14 protein-coding genes are annotated in these 18269 nt (G+C 31.1%); all 14 read left to right on the top strand.

From position 1 onward, the window contains the following. Window positions 1-310: 310 nt before the first annotated feature. The 14 genes from pgmB (at window position 311) to ABF633_RS00180 (ending at window position 18244) form a co-directional block, all read left to right on the top strand. A complete protein-coding gene (pgmB, locus tag ABF633_RS00115; protein WP_415520810.1) occupies window positions 311-961 on the top strand; it encodes a beta-phosphoglucomutase in 651 nt (216 codons plus the stop codon). A gap of 87 nt (window positions 962-1048) precedes the next feature. Beyond that, entirely contained in the window at window positions 1049-3343 is a 2295-nt protein-coding gene (locus ABF633_RS00120; protein ID WP_415520812.1) for a glycoside hydrolase family 65 protein, read from the top strand. 54 nt (window positions 3344-3397) lie between these two features. Then, window positions 3398-5137, top strand: a complete 1740-nt coding sequence (locus ABF633_RS00125) for a glycoside hydrolase family 13 protein (protein WP_415520814.1) — start codon at window positions 3398-3400, stop codon at window positions 5135-5137. A 239-nt stretch (window positions 5138-5376) separates the two neighbouring features. Further along, on the top strand, window positions 5377-6384 hold the full coding sequence (locus tag ABF633_RS00130; RefSeq protein WP_415520816.1) for a LacI family DNA-binding transcriptional regulator: 1008 nt from the start codon (window positions 5377-5379) through the stop codon (window positions 6382-6384). A 343-nt stretch (window positions 6385-6727) separates the two neighbouring features. Continuing rightward, complete coding sequence (locus tag ABF633_RS00135; protein WP_415520818.1) at window positions 6728-7972, top strand: ABC transporter substrate-binding protein; 1245 nt, start codon at window positions 6728-6730, stop codon at window positions 7970-7972. 286 nt (window positions 7973-8258) lie between these two features. Next, entirely contained in the window at window positions 8259-9122 is an 864-nt protein-coding gene (locus tag ABF633_RS00140; RefSeq protein ID WP_415520820.1) for a carbohydrate ABC transporter permease, read from the top strand. Further along, window positions 9119-9943, top strand: coding sequence for a carbohydrate ABC transporter permease (locus ABF633_RS00145; protein WP_415520822.1), 825 nt, complete (start codon window positions 9119-9121; stop codon window positions 9941-9943). The genes ABF633_RS00140 and ABF633_RS00145 overlap by 4 nt, the downstream gene beginning before the upstream one ends. A 152-nt stretch (window positions 9944-10095) precedes the next feature. Beyond that, window positions 10096-11793 carry a glycoside hydrolase family 13 protein gene (locus tag ABF633_RS00150; protein ID WP_415520824.1) on the top strand — a complete coding sequence of 566 codons (1698 nt, stop codon included), beginning with the start codon at window positions 10096-10098 and terminating at the stop codon, window positions 11791-11793. Window positions 11794-12097: 304 nt separating this feature from the next. Further along, window positions 12098-13048: an ROK family protein gene (locus ABF633_RS00155; protein WP_415520826.1), complete on the top strand. Its 951-nt coding sequence runs from the start codon at window positions 12098-12100 to the stop codon at window positions 13046-13048. A 396-nt stretch (window positions 13049-13444) separates the two neighbouring features. Beyond that, window positions 13445-15130 (top strand): glycoside hydrolase family 13 protein, encoded by a 1686-nt coding sequence (locus ABF633_RS00160; RefSeq protein WP_415520828.1) that lies wholly within the window; start codon window positions 13445-13447, stop codon window positions 15128-15130. A 519-nt stretch (window positions 15131-15649) separates the two neighbouring features. Continuing rightward, the gene (locus ABF633_RS00165) at window positions 15650-16069 is read left to right on the top strand and encodes a PTS sugar transporter subunit IIA (RefSeq protein WP_415520830.1); all 420 of its coding nucleotides are present in this window, start codon (window positions 15650-15652) and stop codon (window positions 16067-16069) included. Between the two features lie 19 nt (window positions 16070-16088). Next, entirely contained in the window at window positions 16089-16589 is a 501-nt protein-coding gene (locus tag ABF633_RS00170; RefSeq protein WP_415520832.1) for a PTS sugar transporter subunit IIB, read from the top strand. 25 nt (window positions 16590-16614) lie between these two features. Then, window positions 16615-17421, top strand: a complete 807-nt coding sequence (locus ABF633_RS00175; protein ID WP_415520834.1) for a PTS mannose/fructose/sorbose/N-acetylgalactosamine transporter subunit IIC — start codon at window positions 16615-16617, stop codon at window positions 17419-17421. Beyond that, window positions 17414-18244: a PTS system mannose/fructose/sorbose family transporter subunit IID gene (locus tag ABF633_RS00180; RefSeq protein ID WP_415520836.1), complete on the top strand. Its 831-nt coding sequence runs from the start codon at window positions 17414-17416 to the stop codon at window positions 18242-18244. The genes ABF633_RS00175 and ABF633_RS00180 overlap by 8 nt, the downstream gene beginning before the upstream one ends. Window positions 18245-18269: the final 25 nt, after the last annotated feature.

Consider the following 18269-nt stretch of genomic DNA (forward strand, 5'->3'; position numbering starts at 1 on the left):
ATTATCTTTAGGTTGACATGTAAATTAAGTTTATATAAAATCAAGATATCTAAAGGAAAACAATATAAAAGGTATTGCAGTAGCCGGCTTTAACAGTATTCCTCTATATGTAAAGGTTTTCTTTAGGGGCATAACTTTTTATCAGGGTTTTGATATGCCTTCAGAAAGAGCATATTCCATATTAAAGGGGCATAAAAATACTTTGAGTATAATTGCGATAATATTTAATTGGAAATTAGAAATTTAGGCATGTGAAAGTTAATAGCAAGTGGATGATATTTTGAAGATGTCTTAAATAAGGGGGATAAAAATGAGTAAAATAAAAGCTTGCATATTTGATTTGGATGGGGTTATTGTTGATACAGCTAAATACCATTATTTGGCTTGGAGGCGACTAGCAGATAAATTGGGTTTTGAATTTACAGAAGAACAAAACGAAAGATTAAAAGGTGTAAGCAGAATGAAATCCTTAGAAATACTCTTGGAAATTGGAAATAAGAATTTTACCGAAGAAGAAAAATTAAAATTGGCAGAAAAGAAAAATAACTGGTATATAGAGTATATTTCAAAGATGAAAGAAGATGAAATACTTCCAGGTGCCAAAGAATTTTTAGAAATTGTAAGAGACAGTGGAATTAAAACAGCCTTAGGTTCAGTAAGTAAAAATTCCATGACTATATTAAACAATCTTAAATTAATAAAGTATTTTGATGCAGTAATTGATGGAAATAAGGTTAGCAAGGCTAAACCAGATCCAGAGGTTTTTTTATTAGGAGCGAGAGAAGTAAATATAGAACCTAAAAATTGCGTGGTCTTTGAAGATGCACAGGCAGGTATAGAGGCTGCAATTAATGCTGGTATGTATTCTATTGGCATTGGAGATGCTAAAATATTGAATAAGGCAAATTTTGTAATTAAGTCACTAAAACAAATGACTATTGAAAAATTAAATTTACTGTAAGAAATATCAAATAAAAATAATAACTAATCTGTTTTATCTCTATAAATATAATTAAAAATTGAGCTATTGCGTTGGGGGGAATTGTAATTGGAAAGGTTTTTTAAAGTAGAGCCATGGAATATTATAGAAGAAGGTTTTAATAGAGAATCAAATGAAATAGCTGAAAGTATATTCAGTATAGGTAATGGATATATGGGACAAAGGGGAAATTTTGAAGAGAGCTACAGCGGGAAATCTCTTCAGGGAAGTTATATGGCAGGAATATATTATCCAGATAAAACGAGAGTTGGATGGTGGAAAAATGGATATCCAGAATATTTTGCAAAGGTTTTAAATTCCACTAACTGGATTGGTATGGAAATCAAAATTGATGGTGATATACTGGATATTTCAAAATGTGAAGTAAGAGATTTCAAAAGAATTTTAAATATGAAAGAAGGATATCTTTATAGAAGTTTCACTGCTAGACCTCAAAATGGTAAAGAAGTAAAGGTTGAGAGCAAAAGATTTGTAAGTATTGTGAATAAGGAAATTGGTGCTATAAGCTATACTATTACTCCCGTTAATTTCAGTGGAACAATAAGTATTTCTCCTTATTTAGATGGAGATATTGAGAATAAAGATTCAAATTATGATGAGAAATTTTGGGATGAAGTATCAAAGAAAGCTGTATCAGGAGAGGCAGCACTTACTATAAAGACAAAAAAACTTGATTTTTATCTTTGTTCTTCCATGAAATATGATATTTTCAAAGATAATGTTAAATTGAAATATGAAGCAGAGACAGTTGAAAAAGAAAAATTTGTAGGTAACGTAGCTGCATTAAATGTAAAGAAAGATGAAGAAATAACTATTATAAAATATGTATCCAATGTTACCTCAAGAGACTTTAAAGTAGAAGAGTTAACTGCTGTTGGAAAAGAACTTTTAGAAAAGGCATATGATAAAGGCTTTGATAAATTAATTAATGAACAAGCTGCTGCCTGGGAAGAAAAATGGAAGCAAAGTGATATTATCATAGAAGGGGATATAGCTGCACAGCAGGCAATAAGATTTAATATTTTTCAATTAAATCAGACCTATACTGGTGCAGATGATAGATTAAATATTGGACCAAAGGGCTTTACAGGAGAAAAATATGGAGGAAGTACTTATTGGGATACAGAAGCCTATTGTATACCATTTTATCTGGCTACAGCGGATGAAAGAATTGCTAAAAATCTGTTGATCTATAGATATAAACAATTAGATAAAGCTAAGGAAAATGCAAGAAATCTTGGATATAAAAAAGGAGCACTATATCCTATGGTAACAATGAATGGTGAAGAATGCCATAATGAATGGGAAATAACCTTTGAGGAAATACACAGAAATGGAGCAATTGCCTATGCCATATATAATTATGTAAATTATACTGGAGATAAAGCTTATTTAAGTGAGTATGGTTTAGATGTACTGGTAGAAATATCAAGATTCTGGGAAGAAAGAGTTAATTTTTCAGAAGCTAAAAATAAATATGTAATGTTAGGGGTTACCGGCCCTAATGAATATGAAAACAATGTGAATAATAATTGGTATACCAATAGAATTGCAAGCTGGACTATGGAGTACACAATAGAAGTCATTGATTATTTGAAAAATAATAAACCTAATAGATATGCAGAATTAGTCACTAAATTGGGAATAGAACAAGAGGAAATTGAAAAATGGCAGGATATAATTAAGAATATGTACTATTCGGTTGAAGAAAAGCTTGGAGTATTTCTGCAGCAAGAAGGATACATGGACAAAGAACAAATATTAGTAAAGGATTTAGATAAGGAAAATTTGCCTTTAAATCAAAAGTGGTCCTGGGATAGAATTCTCAGATCCTGCTTTATAAAGCAGGCCGATGTACTTCAAGGCTTGTATTTCTTACAACATAAATACGATTTAGCCACTATAGAGAGAAATTTTGACTTTTATGAACCAAGAACTGTACATGAATCTTCATTATCTCCATGTATTCATGCAATTCTTGCGTCAAAGCTTGGTAAAAAGGACAAAGCTTATGAGCTGTACCTCAGAACTTCAAGATTAGATCTTGATAATTATAATAATGATACTGAGGATGGATGTCATATAACAAGTATGGCTGGAACCTGGCTGTCAATAGTTGAAGGCTTTGGGGGCGTGAAAGTAATCAATGGAAAACTTACTGTAAATCCATTTATACCTCAGCAGTGGAAAGCATTTTCTTTTAAAATTACCTTTAGGGATTCCTTATTAAATATAAATATTACCAATGAAAATATAGTTATAACTAATGAAGGTAAAGAAATAGATTTATTAGTAAAGGATAAGGATTATATTATAAAGGAAGGAGATAAGATTTCTTTATAAACATAATTTTTAATTAAACACTAAAAATAAATTTCTATATTTGGGGGAAATTTTATGTTAAGAGAAGCAATATACCACAAGATTGATTCGGATTACTGCTATGCACTAACCAAGAACAAGTTCTTGGTTAAGCTGAGAACAAAACAGGATGACGTAGAAAAAGTAAATTTAATTTACATGGACAAATATAAATTTAATGAAGTTAAAAAGAGATATTATAAACCTATGAAAAAAATTGCCAAGGATGGTATGTTTGATTATTATGAGACTATTATTGATGTAGATATGCTCAGTTTTTTTTATCTATTTGAATTAATAGACAAGGGTGAAAAATTATACTATAGCAATTATAAATTTTTTAATGAAAAGCCAGAAGGGGATAACAGTACATTTGTAAAGCCTGCTAGAGCAGAAAAGGATATTTTTATTGTGCCGGAATGGGCTAGAAAAGCCATCGTATATCAAATATTTCCCGAAAGATTCAATAATGGTGATAAGTCAAATGATCCTAGAAATATTCAAGATTGGTACAGTAAAGTAGATAGAGAAAGTATGCTTGGTGGAGATTTAGAGGGAATTATAAATAAATTAGATTATCTTCAGGAATTAGGTATAAACACTATATATCTCACACCTATTTTTCAAGCTGGTTCCAATCATAAATATAATACTTTTGATTATTTCAAAGTTGATCCTCAGTTTGGAACTATGGAAACTTTAAAAAAACTTGTTAGTAAGGCACATGAAAAGGGAATAAGAATTATTTTAGATGCTGTTTTTAATCATTGTGGAGTGGAGTTTTATGCCTTCAAGGACATATTGAAAAAGGGCGAGAAATCCGAATATAAAGATTGGTTTGATATAAAAAGATTTCCTGTAGAAGTACGAGAAGATCCTGATTATGCAACCTTTGGATATGTAGGATTAATGCCAAAGCTTATGACAAAAAATCCACAGGTTAAAGATTATCTCATAAGTATTGCAACCTATTGGATAAAGGAAGCAGATATAGATGGTTGGAGACTGGATGTAGCAGATGAAATTGATCATAGTTTTTGGAGAGAATTTAGAAATGCAGTAAAAGCAGTAAAAAAGGATGCACTTATTATAGGTGAGGTTTGGTATGATTCCAGTTCCTGGCTTCAAGGAGATCAGTTTGATTCTGTTATGAATTATGAATTACAAAAGGCAGTCTCTGATTTTATAATTGAAGATAAATTTTCTCCTGAGGAATTTGAATACAGTATGGGATTTTTAAGAGAATTATATAAGCTGCCAGCCTATAATGTGCTTTGGAATCTAATTGATAGTCATGACACACCTAGGTTTATTAATAAAGCAAAAGGTGATAAATCAAAATTAAAACTTGCAGTCTTCATGCAGTTCACCTTGCCTGGGGCTCCTATGATTTATTATGGGGATGAAGTTGGCATGACTGGTGGACAAGATCCTGATTGCAGAAGAGGTATGCTTTGGGATGAAGAAAAACAGGATAAGGAATTACTACAGTATTATAAAAAGCTTATTCAAATAAGAAAGGATAATCTATCTTTAACTCTAGGAGAATTTTACACTATATACACAAATGAAAATATTTATGGATTCAGAAGAGATTATGAAGAAGAAGTTCTAGATATATATATAAATAAGGGAAACAGAGCGGAAACATTAAGTTTAAATGTAGAGGGCGAAGGCGTATTAGATATCCTAAGTGGAGGCAAGTATGAAACTGTGGATGGAAAGATAGATTTAATTATTTCAGAAAAAAGTGGAATTATATTAAAAAAGATATAAGACATTATGAAAAGCAATAAGTTTATTAATTCATCTAAATTTAGTTTGGGCTTGTACTTTTACTGAGTTTAGATGAATTATATAGGTATATTTTACTGATATTAAATTTTTTCTTTATTTTGTATAACTTTTAGTTTTTATTGATAGATTTAAATAAATATGTAATAAGTATAGACATTAATAAAAAAAAGGAGTATTATAAAACTATGTTAAACGTTTACTTAAGGGGGGTGAAACAGATGATTAACAAACCAACAATCAAAGATGTAGCCAAAAAATCAAATGTATCTGTAGCTACAGTTTCCAGAATATTAAACGATTTGGAAGGTTATTCTGAAGAAACTCGAAAAAAAGTTATGCAGGTGATTGATGAAATCGGTTATCAAAGAAATGATATTGCTAGAAATTTAAAGATGAAAAGCACTCATACTATTGGCGTATTGCTTCCTAAAGTAAGTACTAATTTTTATATAGAAATTTTAAGCGGAATAGAAGATGTTGCACATATTAATGGTTACAGCGTAGTAATATGCAATGCAGGAGATAATGGTAAAAGAACTGAGGAATATATAAAAGTAATGATAGAAAGACAGATGGATGGAATAATTGTCTGTAGCTTGCCTCCTGAAAAGAGTTTAATAGAAAAAATAATAGGAGTTAATATTCCAGTTGTGCTTATTTCCACATTATACAATGGTTATTCTGTGCCATACATTAAAGTAGATGACTATAAAGCTTCCTATGCAGCTGTAGAATACTTAATTAAGAATGGCCATAAAAAAATAGCTATGCTGGGAGGCGAAGAATCAGATCCTATAGCTGGACTTCCACGTTTAGAAGGATTTATTAAGGCTTTAAAGGATAATAAGCTTGAAGTAAGGGAAAACCTTATAAAGCACAATGGTTTTAGCTTCAAGGATGGCATTACAAGTATGGAAGAACTTCTGAAGGAGAAGGAAAAATTTACAGCAATTTTTGCTGCCTGTGATGATATTGCAGTGGGAGCTCTTGCAGTAGCCCATAAAAGAGGATTAAAAGTACCAGATGATATTTCTATCATAGGTTATGATAATACACAAGCGGCAGAGATGTGCTATCCAGCTCTAACCACATTAGCACAACCTTTATATGAAATGGGGCAAAAATCTGTGAAAATGATCATTGAGAAAATAGGCTCAAATGTTGATGTTAAAAGCATAACTATGCCTTTTAAAATAGTTGAAAGAGACACTGTAAAAAGCATGTAGTAAATTTGATTTTATACGTAAACGATTAAATATATTTTATAAAATATATTTAATATTGTATTTAATCATGCAATAGAGCATGACAATAAAAATTAATACTTTGAAATATATATAATTTAATATCAACTAGGTATAATAAATTGTATGTTTTACGTAAACGATTAATATAATTTAGAATGTATAAATTTACTCATCATTTATTAAACTGAAGTGTAATTTACAAAATTAGAATAATAAATCTTCTATTTAAAGAAAATTTATTATTTACATAAGACATGTGAAAATAAACTATCATACTGACTAGTTACTTATTTTGAATATGCCTAAATATGGGGGGGTAAAAATGAATAAGAAATTGAGATTGATACTAACTATAGGTATTACTCTGATAATGAGCTCAACATTATTAGCAGGGTGTGGTACAAGTTCTGAATATAATGGAAAGGTACAATTAGAAGTATTTTCAACTAAACCAGAGAATAAAAATATTCTTCAATCAATGATTAATGATTTTAATAAACAAAATCCTAATATTAATGTTACACTCTCTTCTCCTGCAGATCCAGCAACAGTTTTAAAGACAAGGCTTACAAAAAATGATGTACCTGATGTGATGGGTTTAGGTGGAGATGCTGTTAATTATGGTCAACTTGCAGATGCAGATATGCTTTCTGACTTAACTAATGAAAGTTTTACAAAACAAATAGATAAATCCTATCTAGATATGTTAAAACAATTAGAAGAAAAGCCTGATAATAAAGTTTATGCTATACCTTATGCTACAAATGCAAGTGGTGTTATATATAATAAAGATTTGTTTGCAAAGCTTGGGTTAAAAATACCGAAAACTTGGTATGAGCTTATGGAGGTATGTAAAAAGATTAAGGCTAGTGGAGGAACACCATTTTATTTAACATTAAAAGATTCGTGGACAGGAATGAATATATGGAATACTTTGGCTAGTAATTTACAACCAAATAATTTCTTGAAAGATAGAGAAGAAGGGAAAACTACATTTACAGCTACTCATGGTGATATAGTAGATAAAATGCTTCAAATAGGAAGCAATGGTGAGGACGATATTTTAGGTGTATCTTATGATGATGGTAATTCAGATTTTGCACAGGGAAAAGCTTTTATGTATATACAGGGAAACTGGGCTATTAGTGAGATTAAAAAAGGAAATCCAAAAATTAATTTAGGAATGTTTCCATTCCCTGCTAGTAATGACCAAAATAAAAATAATGTAACCTCAGGTGTTGATGTAGCATTTGCTATATCCAAGCAGTCTCCACATCAGGCTGAAGCAAAAAAGTTTATAGCATACATGGTTGAAAAGGAAAATGTCAGCAGATATATAAAAGATCAGTTTGCCTTTTCAGCTGTTAAAGGTGTAGAACAGCAGGATTCAAGTGTTGCAGATATCCAAAAGAGCCTCACTGATGGAAAAATTGTAGGATTTCCTGACCATTATTACCCATTAGCTTTTGATGGAGCAAGTTTAGTCCAAGGCCTGTATGGTCAAAAGAATAAAACACAATTTCTAAAAAAACTAGATACAGAATATGACAAAGCTAATAATAGATAAACAGAGTTCTTTGTTTCAGATGGAGTTTTTTTCTCCATCTAAAACTTACTAACAGAGTTCTTAGTATCGGTATTTTCGATACTTAGAAATCGTTGTCCTTTAGGGTAAATCGTTATCCAGGGACGTAGCAGCCGTTATCTCCCACTTTGATAGAAGATGGGAGTATTACGGATGGTAGTCATCGGATAAAAATAGTACAAAATCAACTTATAGACTATTATAATTTTTTAAATATACTACTGTAAAAATAATTATATGTAAATTTTAATAATAGGAAGGTGAAAAAATGAAAAGTAAAAAAGCTTTTTATATGATGACTATACCAGCAGTTGTATTATTTTTTATATTTCATACAATGGCACTTTTAAAAGGTATATTCTATAGTTTTACTAATTATAAGGGATTTGGAAGCTGGAGTTTTGTAGGGCTTAAGAATTACATTTCAGTATTTCATGATAGTAATGTTTTTAATGCGTATGCTTTCACTTTTAAGTTTGCAATTTTAACTACTATCATAGTAAATATATTAAGCCTTTTAATAGCAGTAGGATTAAATTCAAAGATTAAGTTTAAAAATACTTTGAAGGCAGTATATTTTATACCAAATATATTAGGAGCCTTAATAGTGGCATTTATATTCAATTTTATATTTGCACACATAATACCCAATATAGGACAATCCTTACACATGGCAGCTCTTAGTAAAAACATATTAGGCGATGAAAATCTTGCATGGCTCGGAATTGTATTTGTTGCTGCTTGGCAAGCTATTGCATTCAATACAATAATATATATATCTGGACTTCAAACTATCGATAATGAAGTATATGAAGCTGCTGAAATTGATGGAGCCAATAACTGGCATAGATTTAAGGATATAATCTTCCCTCTCATAGCTCCATTTTTTACTATAAATATGGTTTTGTGTATGAAGAATTTTCTTATGGTATTTGATCAAGTAGTTGCAATGACAGGGGGAGGTCCTGGTGGTGCTACTCAATCTATATCTTATGTAATATATAATGGTGGCTTTAACCAGGGAAGCTTTGCTTATCAGTCCGCTAACGCCGTTATTTATTTTATTGTAATTGTAGCCATATCATTGTTTCAGCTTAGAGTGCTTGAAAAAAGAGAGGAGAAAGTATTATGAGGAGAAAAGATACAAATTGGATTTCAACTATAATATTAACAGTTGTTGCCTTTATAACTATAATACTACCATTATGTATTACAGTTCTAATAGCCATAAAATCACCTGAACAGATGATTCCAAACCCTTTATCATTTCCTGAAAAGTTTCACTTTGAGAATTTTTCAAAGGCTATTGAAATGACAAATTTCTTTGGAGCATTTAAAAATAGTCTTATAATAACAGTTTGTGTATTGATTTTAACAATACTTTCTAATTCTCTAGTTGCATATGCCATAGCCAGAAATAGAAATAAGAAATTTTTTAGTGGTATCTATTATTACTTCGTAAGTGCTATGTTTGTGCCATTCCCAATAATAATGCTTCCACTTGTTAAGCAGGCAAGTAGTCTTCATATGGATAATATAATCGGTATTATACTCATATATGCTGTATTTGGATTACCTTTTAATATTTTTCTCTATACAGGCTATATTAAATCTATACCTGCAGCTCTTGAAGAAGCTGCAATAATAGATGGAGCCACTACCTTTCAGATATTTAGATATGTTATATTTCCATTGTTAAAGCCTATAAATGCCACCGTTGCCATAACCACTTGCTTATGGACATGGAATGACTTCTTAATGCCGCTTATACTTTTAAGTAAGCCTAGTATGGCAACATTACCTTTAGTTCAATACGTATTTAAATCACAATTTGCTACTAACTATAACTTGGCATTTGCTTCATATCTATTGGCATTATTACCACTACTTATAGTGTATATATTTGCACAAAGATGGATCAGAGACGGTATCACTACAGGAGCTGTAAAATAACAGAGTTTAAAAATACAAGGGAGTAGAAGGATATTGAAATCTTCAATATGTTTTATAAATCAATATATTTAAAGGGAAAAGATAAATTGCAATCATAAATGTAGAGAAGGCATTAGAAGATAGAAATTATATTAAGAGGGGGAAATAATAAAATGAATAAAACATGGTGGAAAGAGGGCGTAGTTTATCAAATATATCCAAGGAGCTTTAAGGATTCCAATGGAGATGGAATAGGAGATTTAAGAGGTATTATTGAAAAGCTGGATTATCTAAAGAATTTAGGTATTAATATTATATGGTTATGTCCTATCTATAAATCACCAAATGATGATAATGGATATGATATAAGTGATTATAGAAATATAATGAATGAATTTGGCACAAAAGAAGATTTTGATGAATTACTTACAGAAATGCATTCAAGGGACCTTAAAGTAATAATGGACCTAGTAGTAAATCACACCTCAGATGAACATAATTGGTTTGCAGAGAGTAGAAAATCTAAAGACAATGAATATAGAGATTATTATATATGGAGAGATGGCAAGGAGGGCAATCCACCAAATAACTGGGGGTCATTTTTTAGTGGATCCGCCTGGAAATATGATGAAACCACAGAACAATATTATCTTCACTTATTCTCCACAAAGCAGCCAGACTTAAACTGGGAAAATAAAAAAGTCCGTAATGAAGTTTATGATATGATGAAATTCTGGTTAGATCAAGGTATAGATGGCTTCAGAATGGATGTTATAAATCTGATTTCAAAGGTGCCAGGTTTGCCAGATGGCGAGAAGGCAGAAGGAGCTCTATATGGAGATGGTTTTCCTTTTACCGGTAATGGACCTAGAGTGCATGAATATTTACAAGAAATGAATAAAGAGGTATTAAGTAAGTATGACATTATGACCGTAGGTGAAACTCCTGGAGTTACCCCTGAAATAGGTAAACTTTATGTTGATAATGATAGAAATGAATTAAATATGGTATTTCAGTTTGAAATGATGGATATAGATTCAGGCAAGGGAGGAAAATGGGATATAGTTCCTTGGAAACTAACAACCTTTAAAGATATAATGTATAAATGGTATACGGGTTTAAAAGATAAAGGTTGGAATTCACTATTCTTAAATAATCACGATCAGCCAAGAATGGTATCCCGTTTTGGTAATGATAAAGAGTATAGAGTGGAATCTGCTAAAATGCTGGCTACATTTCTCCATACATGGCAGGGAACTCCCTATGTATATCAGGGTGAAGAAATAGGGATGACAAATGTAGAATTTAAAAACATAGAAGATTATAGAGACATCGAAATTATCAATATGTTTAAGGAAAAATCGGAACAGGGAATAGATAAAAACGTATTGATGAAAGCAATATATGCAAAGGGCAGAGATAATGCCAGAACTCCTATGCAATGGAATTCTTCTGAAAATGCAGGATTTACGAAGGGAACTCCTTGGATTGCTGTAAATCCAAATTACAAAGAAATAAATGTAGAGCAGGCATTAGAAGATAAAAATTCAGTGTTCTACTATTATCAGAAGTTAATCAAACTTCGAAAAGAAAATGAAATAATAGTGTATGGTGACTTAGAACTCATAGATAAAGAAAACGAGAATATATTTGCATATACTAGAATCTATAATGGCGAAAAATTGTTAGTTATATTGAATTTTTATGGAGAAAAAGTAGAATTTAAGTCTCCAGAGAAAATTGGAGATAAGGAAGTTCAATTGTTAATAAGCAATTATCAGGTAGAGGATGATAATTTAGATAGTATTAAATTAAGACCTTATGAAGCAAGAGTATACAAAAGTACCAATTTTTTCACCTCAGGGATGTGATTTTTTCCATTAGATAAAAATGGAACCCTCCAGGATAATCCATCTAAACTTATACAAGTGGAATATAAATTCCATTAAGTAAGATTTGTTTATAATTATTTGTAACATATTATAAATAATTAAATAGGATTTGTATTTTATTTTGAGAATTAACTAAATTTTATTAAATTTAGTTAATTCTATTTTAAATTTTTAAAATTATAATGTATAGTAATTTATATAGAATTAAAATGTTTTCAATAAAATAAAAAGTTATTTTATTGAAGATAATTAAAAAATATTGTGTATATGGAGTGAATATTATATGAGTAAAAAACATGTTATAGGAATTGATTTAGGGGGAACTAAAATTAGTGGAGCATTATCAGACGTGGATGGAAACGTATTAAGTCAATATACCCTTCCAACTAATGCTTTTGAAGGAGAGACTGCAGTACTGGAAAGAGTAATCAAGGTTATTGACAAAGTCTTAAATGATGGAAATAAAACTGCTGAAGACATTAAAGCCATTGGAATTGGTTCACCTGGACCGTTAGATGCCAAAAATGGAATAATAATAACAACGCCAAATCTGCCTTTTAAAAATTTCAAATTAGTAGATCCTATAAAGGATAAGTTTGGAGTTTCTACTTATTTAGATAATGATGGAAACGTTGCAGCTGTTGGAGAATTCGTATTTGGAGCAGGACAAGGTACAAAAAATATGGTCTTTGTTACAGTAAGTACTGGAATTGGCGGTGGTGCTGTTCTCAATGGACAGATTTACAGAGGCAATACCAGCAATGCCCTTGAAATTGGGCATATGACTTTGGAAAAGGATGGGCCTAGATGTAATTGTGGTAATTATGGCTGTGCAGAGGCACTGGCATCAGGAACTGCCATCGGTAAAAGAGGAAAGGAGGCAGTTTTAGGAGAAGAACCTACTTCCTTAAAGAATTATGATGATGTAACCTCCTATGAAGTTTTCTTAGAGGCAAAAAAAGGAGACAAGGTTGCTTCTGAAATACTGGACAAAAGTCTTAATTATTTAGGGATATGTGTGGCAAACCTTATTGTTACCTTTGATCCTGAAATGGTTGTCATTGGTGGAGGAGTTTCAAAGGGTGGAGATATTGTATTTGACAAAGTTAAAGAAGTGGTGAATACAAGATGCTTTAAGGCCATGGCTGAATCCTGCAAGATTGTACCAGCTGGACTTGGAACAGATGCAGGGGTAATGGGTGCAGTGGCATTGGCTGTAATTGAGAGTAAATAGTAATTTAAATATTGCAATATGATTTATTCTGAAATAAATTGCTGTAATAATTTATCCGATGACTATCCACTCTAATACTCCAACTTCTTCAAGTGGGAGTAAAGAGTGGCTATGTCCCTAGATAACGATTTCTAAGTATTATAAATACTGATACTAAGAACTCTGTTTATAGTTAGTATATGTAAATTATGTAATATAGAAAGATTTCTTAGATGAATTGATAGTTGCTATACTATTAGAAATCTAAGAAGTTTTTTTGAGAAATTTATTTACAGATCTATACAATATAGGAATATCAATGAATATCATTCATGGGCTAGTTATAGGATAAAAAGCAAAAGGTATTAAGGGGATAATTTTATATAAATTAAGCATATATGGGGAGTGTAATTTAATATGAAGAGAGTATGGTGGAAAGAAAGCATTGTATATCAAATATATCCAAGAAGTTTTAAAGATAGCAATGGAGATGGAATTGGTGACCTAGGAGGAATTATTGAGAAATTAGATTACTTAAAGGAACTTGGAATAGACGTTATTTGGCTATGTCCTATTTATAAATCTCCAAATGACGATAATGGATATGATATCAGTGACTATAGAGATATTATGACTGAGTTTGGAACTATGGAGGATTTTGACAATTTACTTGAGAAAGTTCATGAAAAGGGTTTAAAAATCATGATGGATTTGGTAGTAAATCATACATCTGATGAACATACCTGGTTTATGGAAAGTAGAAAGTCTGTAGATAATGAATATAGAGACTACTATATATGGAAAAAAGGAGTAAATGGACAGCTTCCAAATAATTGGGGCTCTTGTTTTAGTGGTTCAGCTTGGAAATATGATGAAAGCACAGATATGTATTATCTTCACTTATTCTCTAAAAAGCAGCCTGATTTAAACTGGGAAAATGAAAAGGTTCGTAATGAAGTATATGATATGATGAAATGGTGGCTTGATAAAGGTATTGATGGATTTAGAATGGATGTTATAAACTTTATATCAAAAGATCAGAAATTCCCAGATGGTGAGAAGAAAGAAGGAAGTCTATATGGAAATTTCAGACCTCTTTCTCTTAATGGGCCAAGAGTTCATGAATTTTTGAAGGAAATGAATGAAAAAGTACTGTCAAAATATGACATAATTACTGTAGGTGAAACACCAGATGTAACTCCTAAAAAGGCCATGGAATATGTGGGAGAAGATAGACGTGAGCTAAGTATGGTATTTCAATTTGAACATATGAGATTAGGAGATAGACCAGAGGGTAAATGGAGTAATTTACCAGTTAAATTAGTTGATTTAAAAAGAGTCATGACAAAATGGCAAAAAGGACTAGAAAATGGGGGATGGAATAGCTTATATTGGAATAATCATGATCAAGCTAGAGTAGTTTCTCGTTTTGGAGATGATAAAAAGTACTGGAAACAGTCAGCTAAGATGCTTGGAACCTGTCTTCATATGATGCAGGGAACTCCCTATATCTATCAGGGAGAAGAAATCGGTATGACTAATGTAGCCTTTGATTCTATAGAAGAGTATAAGGACATTGAAACTATAAATGCCTACAATGAATTTGTAAATATCAAGGGAAAAAATCCAGAGGAAATGATGCAGGGGATTTATGCCAGAAGCAGAGACAATGCTCGTACACCTATGCAGTGGAATAGCAGTGAAAGTGCAGGTTTCACCACAGGAGCTCCATGGATAAAAGTAAATCCAAATTATGAAGAAATTAATGTGGAAAATCAATTAAGGGATTCAGATTCTATTTTTAATTATTACAAAAAGCTAATTGATATACGTAAGAAAAATGATATCGTAGTCTATGGTACTTACGATTTAATTTTTGAAGATAATGAGGAAATATATGCCTATACAAGGACTTTAGAAGATAGAAAGCTTTTGGTAATATGCAATTTTACAGAAAAAAATCCCGTATTTAATATGCCAGGAGAATTACAATATAGTTCTAAAGAATTAGTTATAGGAAATTATGATATAGATGAAAGCAGCAGCATAGAGTCTTTTGAATTGAGGACTTATGAAGCTAGAGTATATTTGTTAGATAAATAAATATGTAAGCTAAATTGCAGCATACTTTAGAAAAAGTACTGCTTTAAAATTACGATTTTGTTCGATATTGTTGTTTTAGAAATTAATAACTAATTTTTTCTATTTATAATGAAAAATTTTTAAAATTTGAATTTTCATTTTCATTAAAGCCTTCTGATTCACTCTATAGTGATTTCAGAGGTTTTTTCTATGTTTTGATTAAAAAAATCATGAAGATATTAAATATATTGAAAAATAATAAATTACTATGTTTACATTGTAACACAAATTTATTAGATGATTAGACACACATGCAATAGTGTCCAAAAAATTTTCTTTAAGAATAATTTTTTAGACAGATATAGTTTTTACTTTTTAAAGTGTCTAAATTTAATATACAAAATACATAATAGTACAACAGAAGTCGCCATATTTAGAGGAATTTTTAATGTCTAAAAATTTTGGCACGAGATTTGCTCTATATTAAAGTGTAAGTTAAAAATTATTAAAATTAATATAAATGGAAAGGAGTACAGAAAAGTGAAAAAGATATTAATTGCAACTCATGGAACTTTAGCTAGTGGTACTAAAAGTACGATTGAACTTTTAGTAGGTAGAATGGCAGATATTACATGCATTAATGCTTATGTAGATGGGGGTGAGGATGTAACTGAGAGTATCGAAAAATTTTTCCAGAGCATTAAGCCGGAAGAAGAGGTATTTGTTTTTACTGATATTTTAGGTGGCAGCGTTAATCAAAAAATTGTAGCATATGCATCAAGATTAGATGTATTTATTGTTTCTGGTTTTAATCTTCCTGTTATATTAACAGTAATAATGGAAACAAAAGCAGTAACTAAAGAGAGACTAAATGAGATTATTGAAGAAAGCCGAAATCAGATGAATTTAGTGGAAATCAATGTAAACGATAAAAGTGACGAAGATTTTTTAGAAGATTAAATAAATGGAGGTATGAAAAATGATAGTAGCATTAAGAGTAGATGATAGATTAATTCATGGACAAATTGCAATGGCATGGTCAAAGGACCTTGGAGTTAAGGGTATTGTTGTGGCAAATGATGCAGCTGCAAAGGATGAAATGCAGAAGATGACATTAAAAATGGCAGTACCAGCTAATATTAAATTATTGGTAAAATCTGTTGATGAGGCTATTGGAGTACTTAATAATCCTAAAGCAACAAAAATGAGGATTTTAGTGTTAACAAGAAATATTAAAGATGCTTTGAAAATTCGTGAGAATACTGAAGGTATAGAATATATGAATATAGGTAATGTGGGAAGATTTGATGGAATTGATGCATCTGAAAAGACAACAATAAGTCCAACGGTTATGCTTACAAAGAATGAAATCGATTCCTTAAAAAAGCTTATAGAAATTGAGCCTAATACAAGTCTTCAAGTGGTTCCTTCAGATGAAAGAAAACCAATGAAGGAAATTATTCAAAAGATGAAATTATAATATTGATAAGAAGGGGGAATAAAAAATGATAGTACAGGCGATTTTAGTAGCACTTGCTGTTTTTGTATGTGTGGGGGGTGCTGAACTGGCAGGTTTCACTATGCTTAACAGACCTATTGTTATAGGTCCTTTAGTGGGACTGATGCTTGGAGATTTGCACACAGGTGTTCTAATAGGAGCAGCACTTGAAGCAGTGTTTATGGGAGTAGTTAATATCGGAGGTGCATCGGCAGCTGAGCCGGGTATTGCTACTGCGGTAGGCGTAGCTTTTGCAATTATGCTGGGAGGAGGATCTGAAATTGCCTTGACATTAGCTATACCAATTGGTATTTTAGGTCTTCAAGTTAAGAATCTTTTATATATTTTTTTAGTTGGCTTCTTTGCTCCAGTTTTCGATAAACTTGCAGCAAAAGGTGAAGATGGAAAAATGACAGTTTTACACTATGGACTTTGGACTGTTAACTGGTTTCTATATTCATTAGTTGCATTCTTTGGTATACTTGTAGGTTCTGATGCAGTTAAAGCTTTGTTAAATGCAATACCACATTTTATATTAAATGGCTTGACAATCTGTGGAAACTTACTACCTGCAGTTGGTATGGCAATGTTATTAAAACTTCTATGGAATAATAAGATAGCTGTATTTTATTTTCTGGGTTTTGTAGTGGTTGCATATTTTAAATTACCTCTTGTTGCCCTTGCAGCTCTAGGCATAATACTTGCAATCGTTATTGCATCCAATGATTATAACATAAGTCAATTAGCTAAAGCTGGCGTTAGTCAAAATGTTCAGGTAACTGATAGTGAAGAGGAGGATTTTTTCGATGAGTAATAATTTAATTAAAGATATTCCAGTAGAAGAAAGAAAATTGCTTAGGAAGACTTTTTGGAGATCCTTTACCTTGTATTCTTCTGTAAGTCCTGCAAAACAAGGAGCTTCAGGTTTCTGTTATTCATTGATGCCTTTTATCAATAAATTTTATAAAGATCCAAAGGATAAAAAAGAGGCATTATTACGTAATATGTCATACTTTAATACAACTATTCCTGTGTCTACATTTATAATGGGAATTACAGCTTCCATGGAAAAAGAGAACAGTATGCGTGAAGATTTTGATACTACATCTATTAATGCAGTAAAATCAAGTCTAATGGGACCAATGGCGGGTATTGGAGATTCTATTTTCTGGGGAGTTATAAGAGTTATTGCTGCCGGAGTTGCTGTTAGTATGGGGCAGTCTGGGAACATTCTTGCACCAATTGTATTTTTACTTCTATTTAATATTCCATCTATAGCTGTAAAATATTATGCAACATTTTTAGGTTACAGCCTAGGATCAAAATATATAGAAAAACTGTATTCCAGCGGATTAATCAATATACTGACTAAGGCTGCAAGTATAGTAGGTTTAATCATGGTAGGTGGTATGACTAGTCAGATGGTAACATTTAAGACTACTATTCAATTGAAAATGGGCGGTGCGTCCGTACTTAATCTGCAGGGAATGCTTGATCAAATATTTATAGGTATTATACCTTTAGGAATAACGCTTCTATGCTTCTATCTACTTCAAAAGAAGAAAGTAAGCATAAATATTTTATTAATCGGCGTTATCGTATTAGGAATTTTAATCTCTGCACTAGGTATTGCATAATTTAATTTTAAAATAGGGAGAATTA

The organism is Clostridium sp., from assembly GCF_047718555.1.
GTDB lineage: Bacteria > Bacillota > Clostridia > Clostridiales > Clostridiaceae > Clostridium_I.

What these genes read in the sequence shown, in the direction of transcription:
- pgmB (WP_415520810.1), top strand. Translation starts at nt 311, where the DNA reads ATGAGTAAAATAAAAGCTTGCATATTTGATTTGGATGGGGTTATTGTT.
- ABF633_RS00180 (WP_415520836.1), top strand. Translation starts at nt 17,414, where the DNA reads ATGAGTAATAATTTAATTAAAGATATTCCAGTAGAAGAAAGAAAATTG.
- ABF633_RS00130 (WP_415520816.1), top strand. Translation starts at nt 5,377, where the DNA reads ATGATTAACAAACCAACAATCAAAGATGTAGCCAAAAAATCAAATGTA.
- ABF633_RS00125 (WP_415520814.1), top strand. Translation starts at nt 3,398, where the DNA reads ATGTTAAGAGAAGCAATATACCACAAGATTGATTCGGATTACTGCTAT.
- ABF633_RS00170 (WP_415520832.1), top strand. Translation starts at nt 16,089, where the DNA reads ATGATAGTAGCATTAAGAGTAGATGATAGATTAATTCATGGACAAATT.
- ABF633_RS00175 (WP_415520834.1), top strand. Translation starts at nt 16,615, where the DNA reads ATGATAGTACAGGCGATTTTAGTAGCACTTGCTGTTTTTGTATGTGTG.
- ABF633_RS00140 (WP_415520820.1), top strand. Translation starts at nt 8,259, where the DNA reads ATGAAAAGTAAAAAAGCTTTTTATATGATGACTATACCAGCAGTTGTA.
- ABF633_RS00160 (WP_415520828.1), top strand. Translation starts at nt 13,445, where the DNA reads ATGAAGAGAGTATGGTGGAAAGAAAGCATTGTATATCAAATATATCCA.
- ABF633_RS00145 (WP_415520822.1), top strand. Translation starts at nt 9,119, where the DNA reads ATGAGGAGAAAAGATACAAATTGGATTTCAACTATAATATTAACAGTT.
- ABF633_RS00150 (WP_415520824.1), top strand. Translation starts at nt 10,096, where the DNA reads ATGAATAAAACATGGTGGAAAGAGGGCGTAGTTTATCAAATATATCCA.
- ABF633_RS00155 (WP_415520826.1), top strand. Translation starts at nt 12,098, where the DNA reads ATGAGTAAAAAACATGTTATAGGAATTGATTTAGGGGGAACTAAAATT.
- ABF633_RS00135 (WP_415520818.1), top strand. Translation starts at nt 6,728, where the DNA reads ATGAATAAGAAATTGAGATTGATACTAACTATAGGTATTACTCTGATA.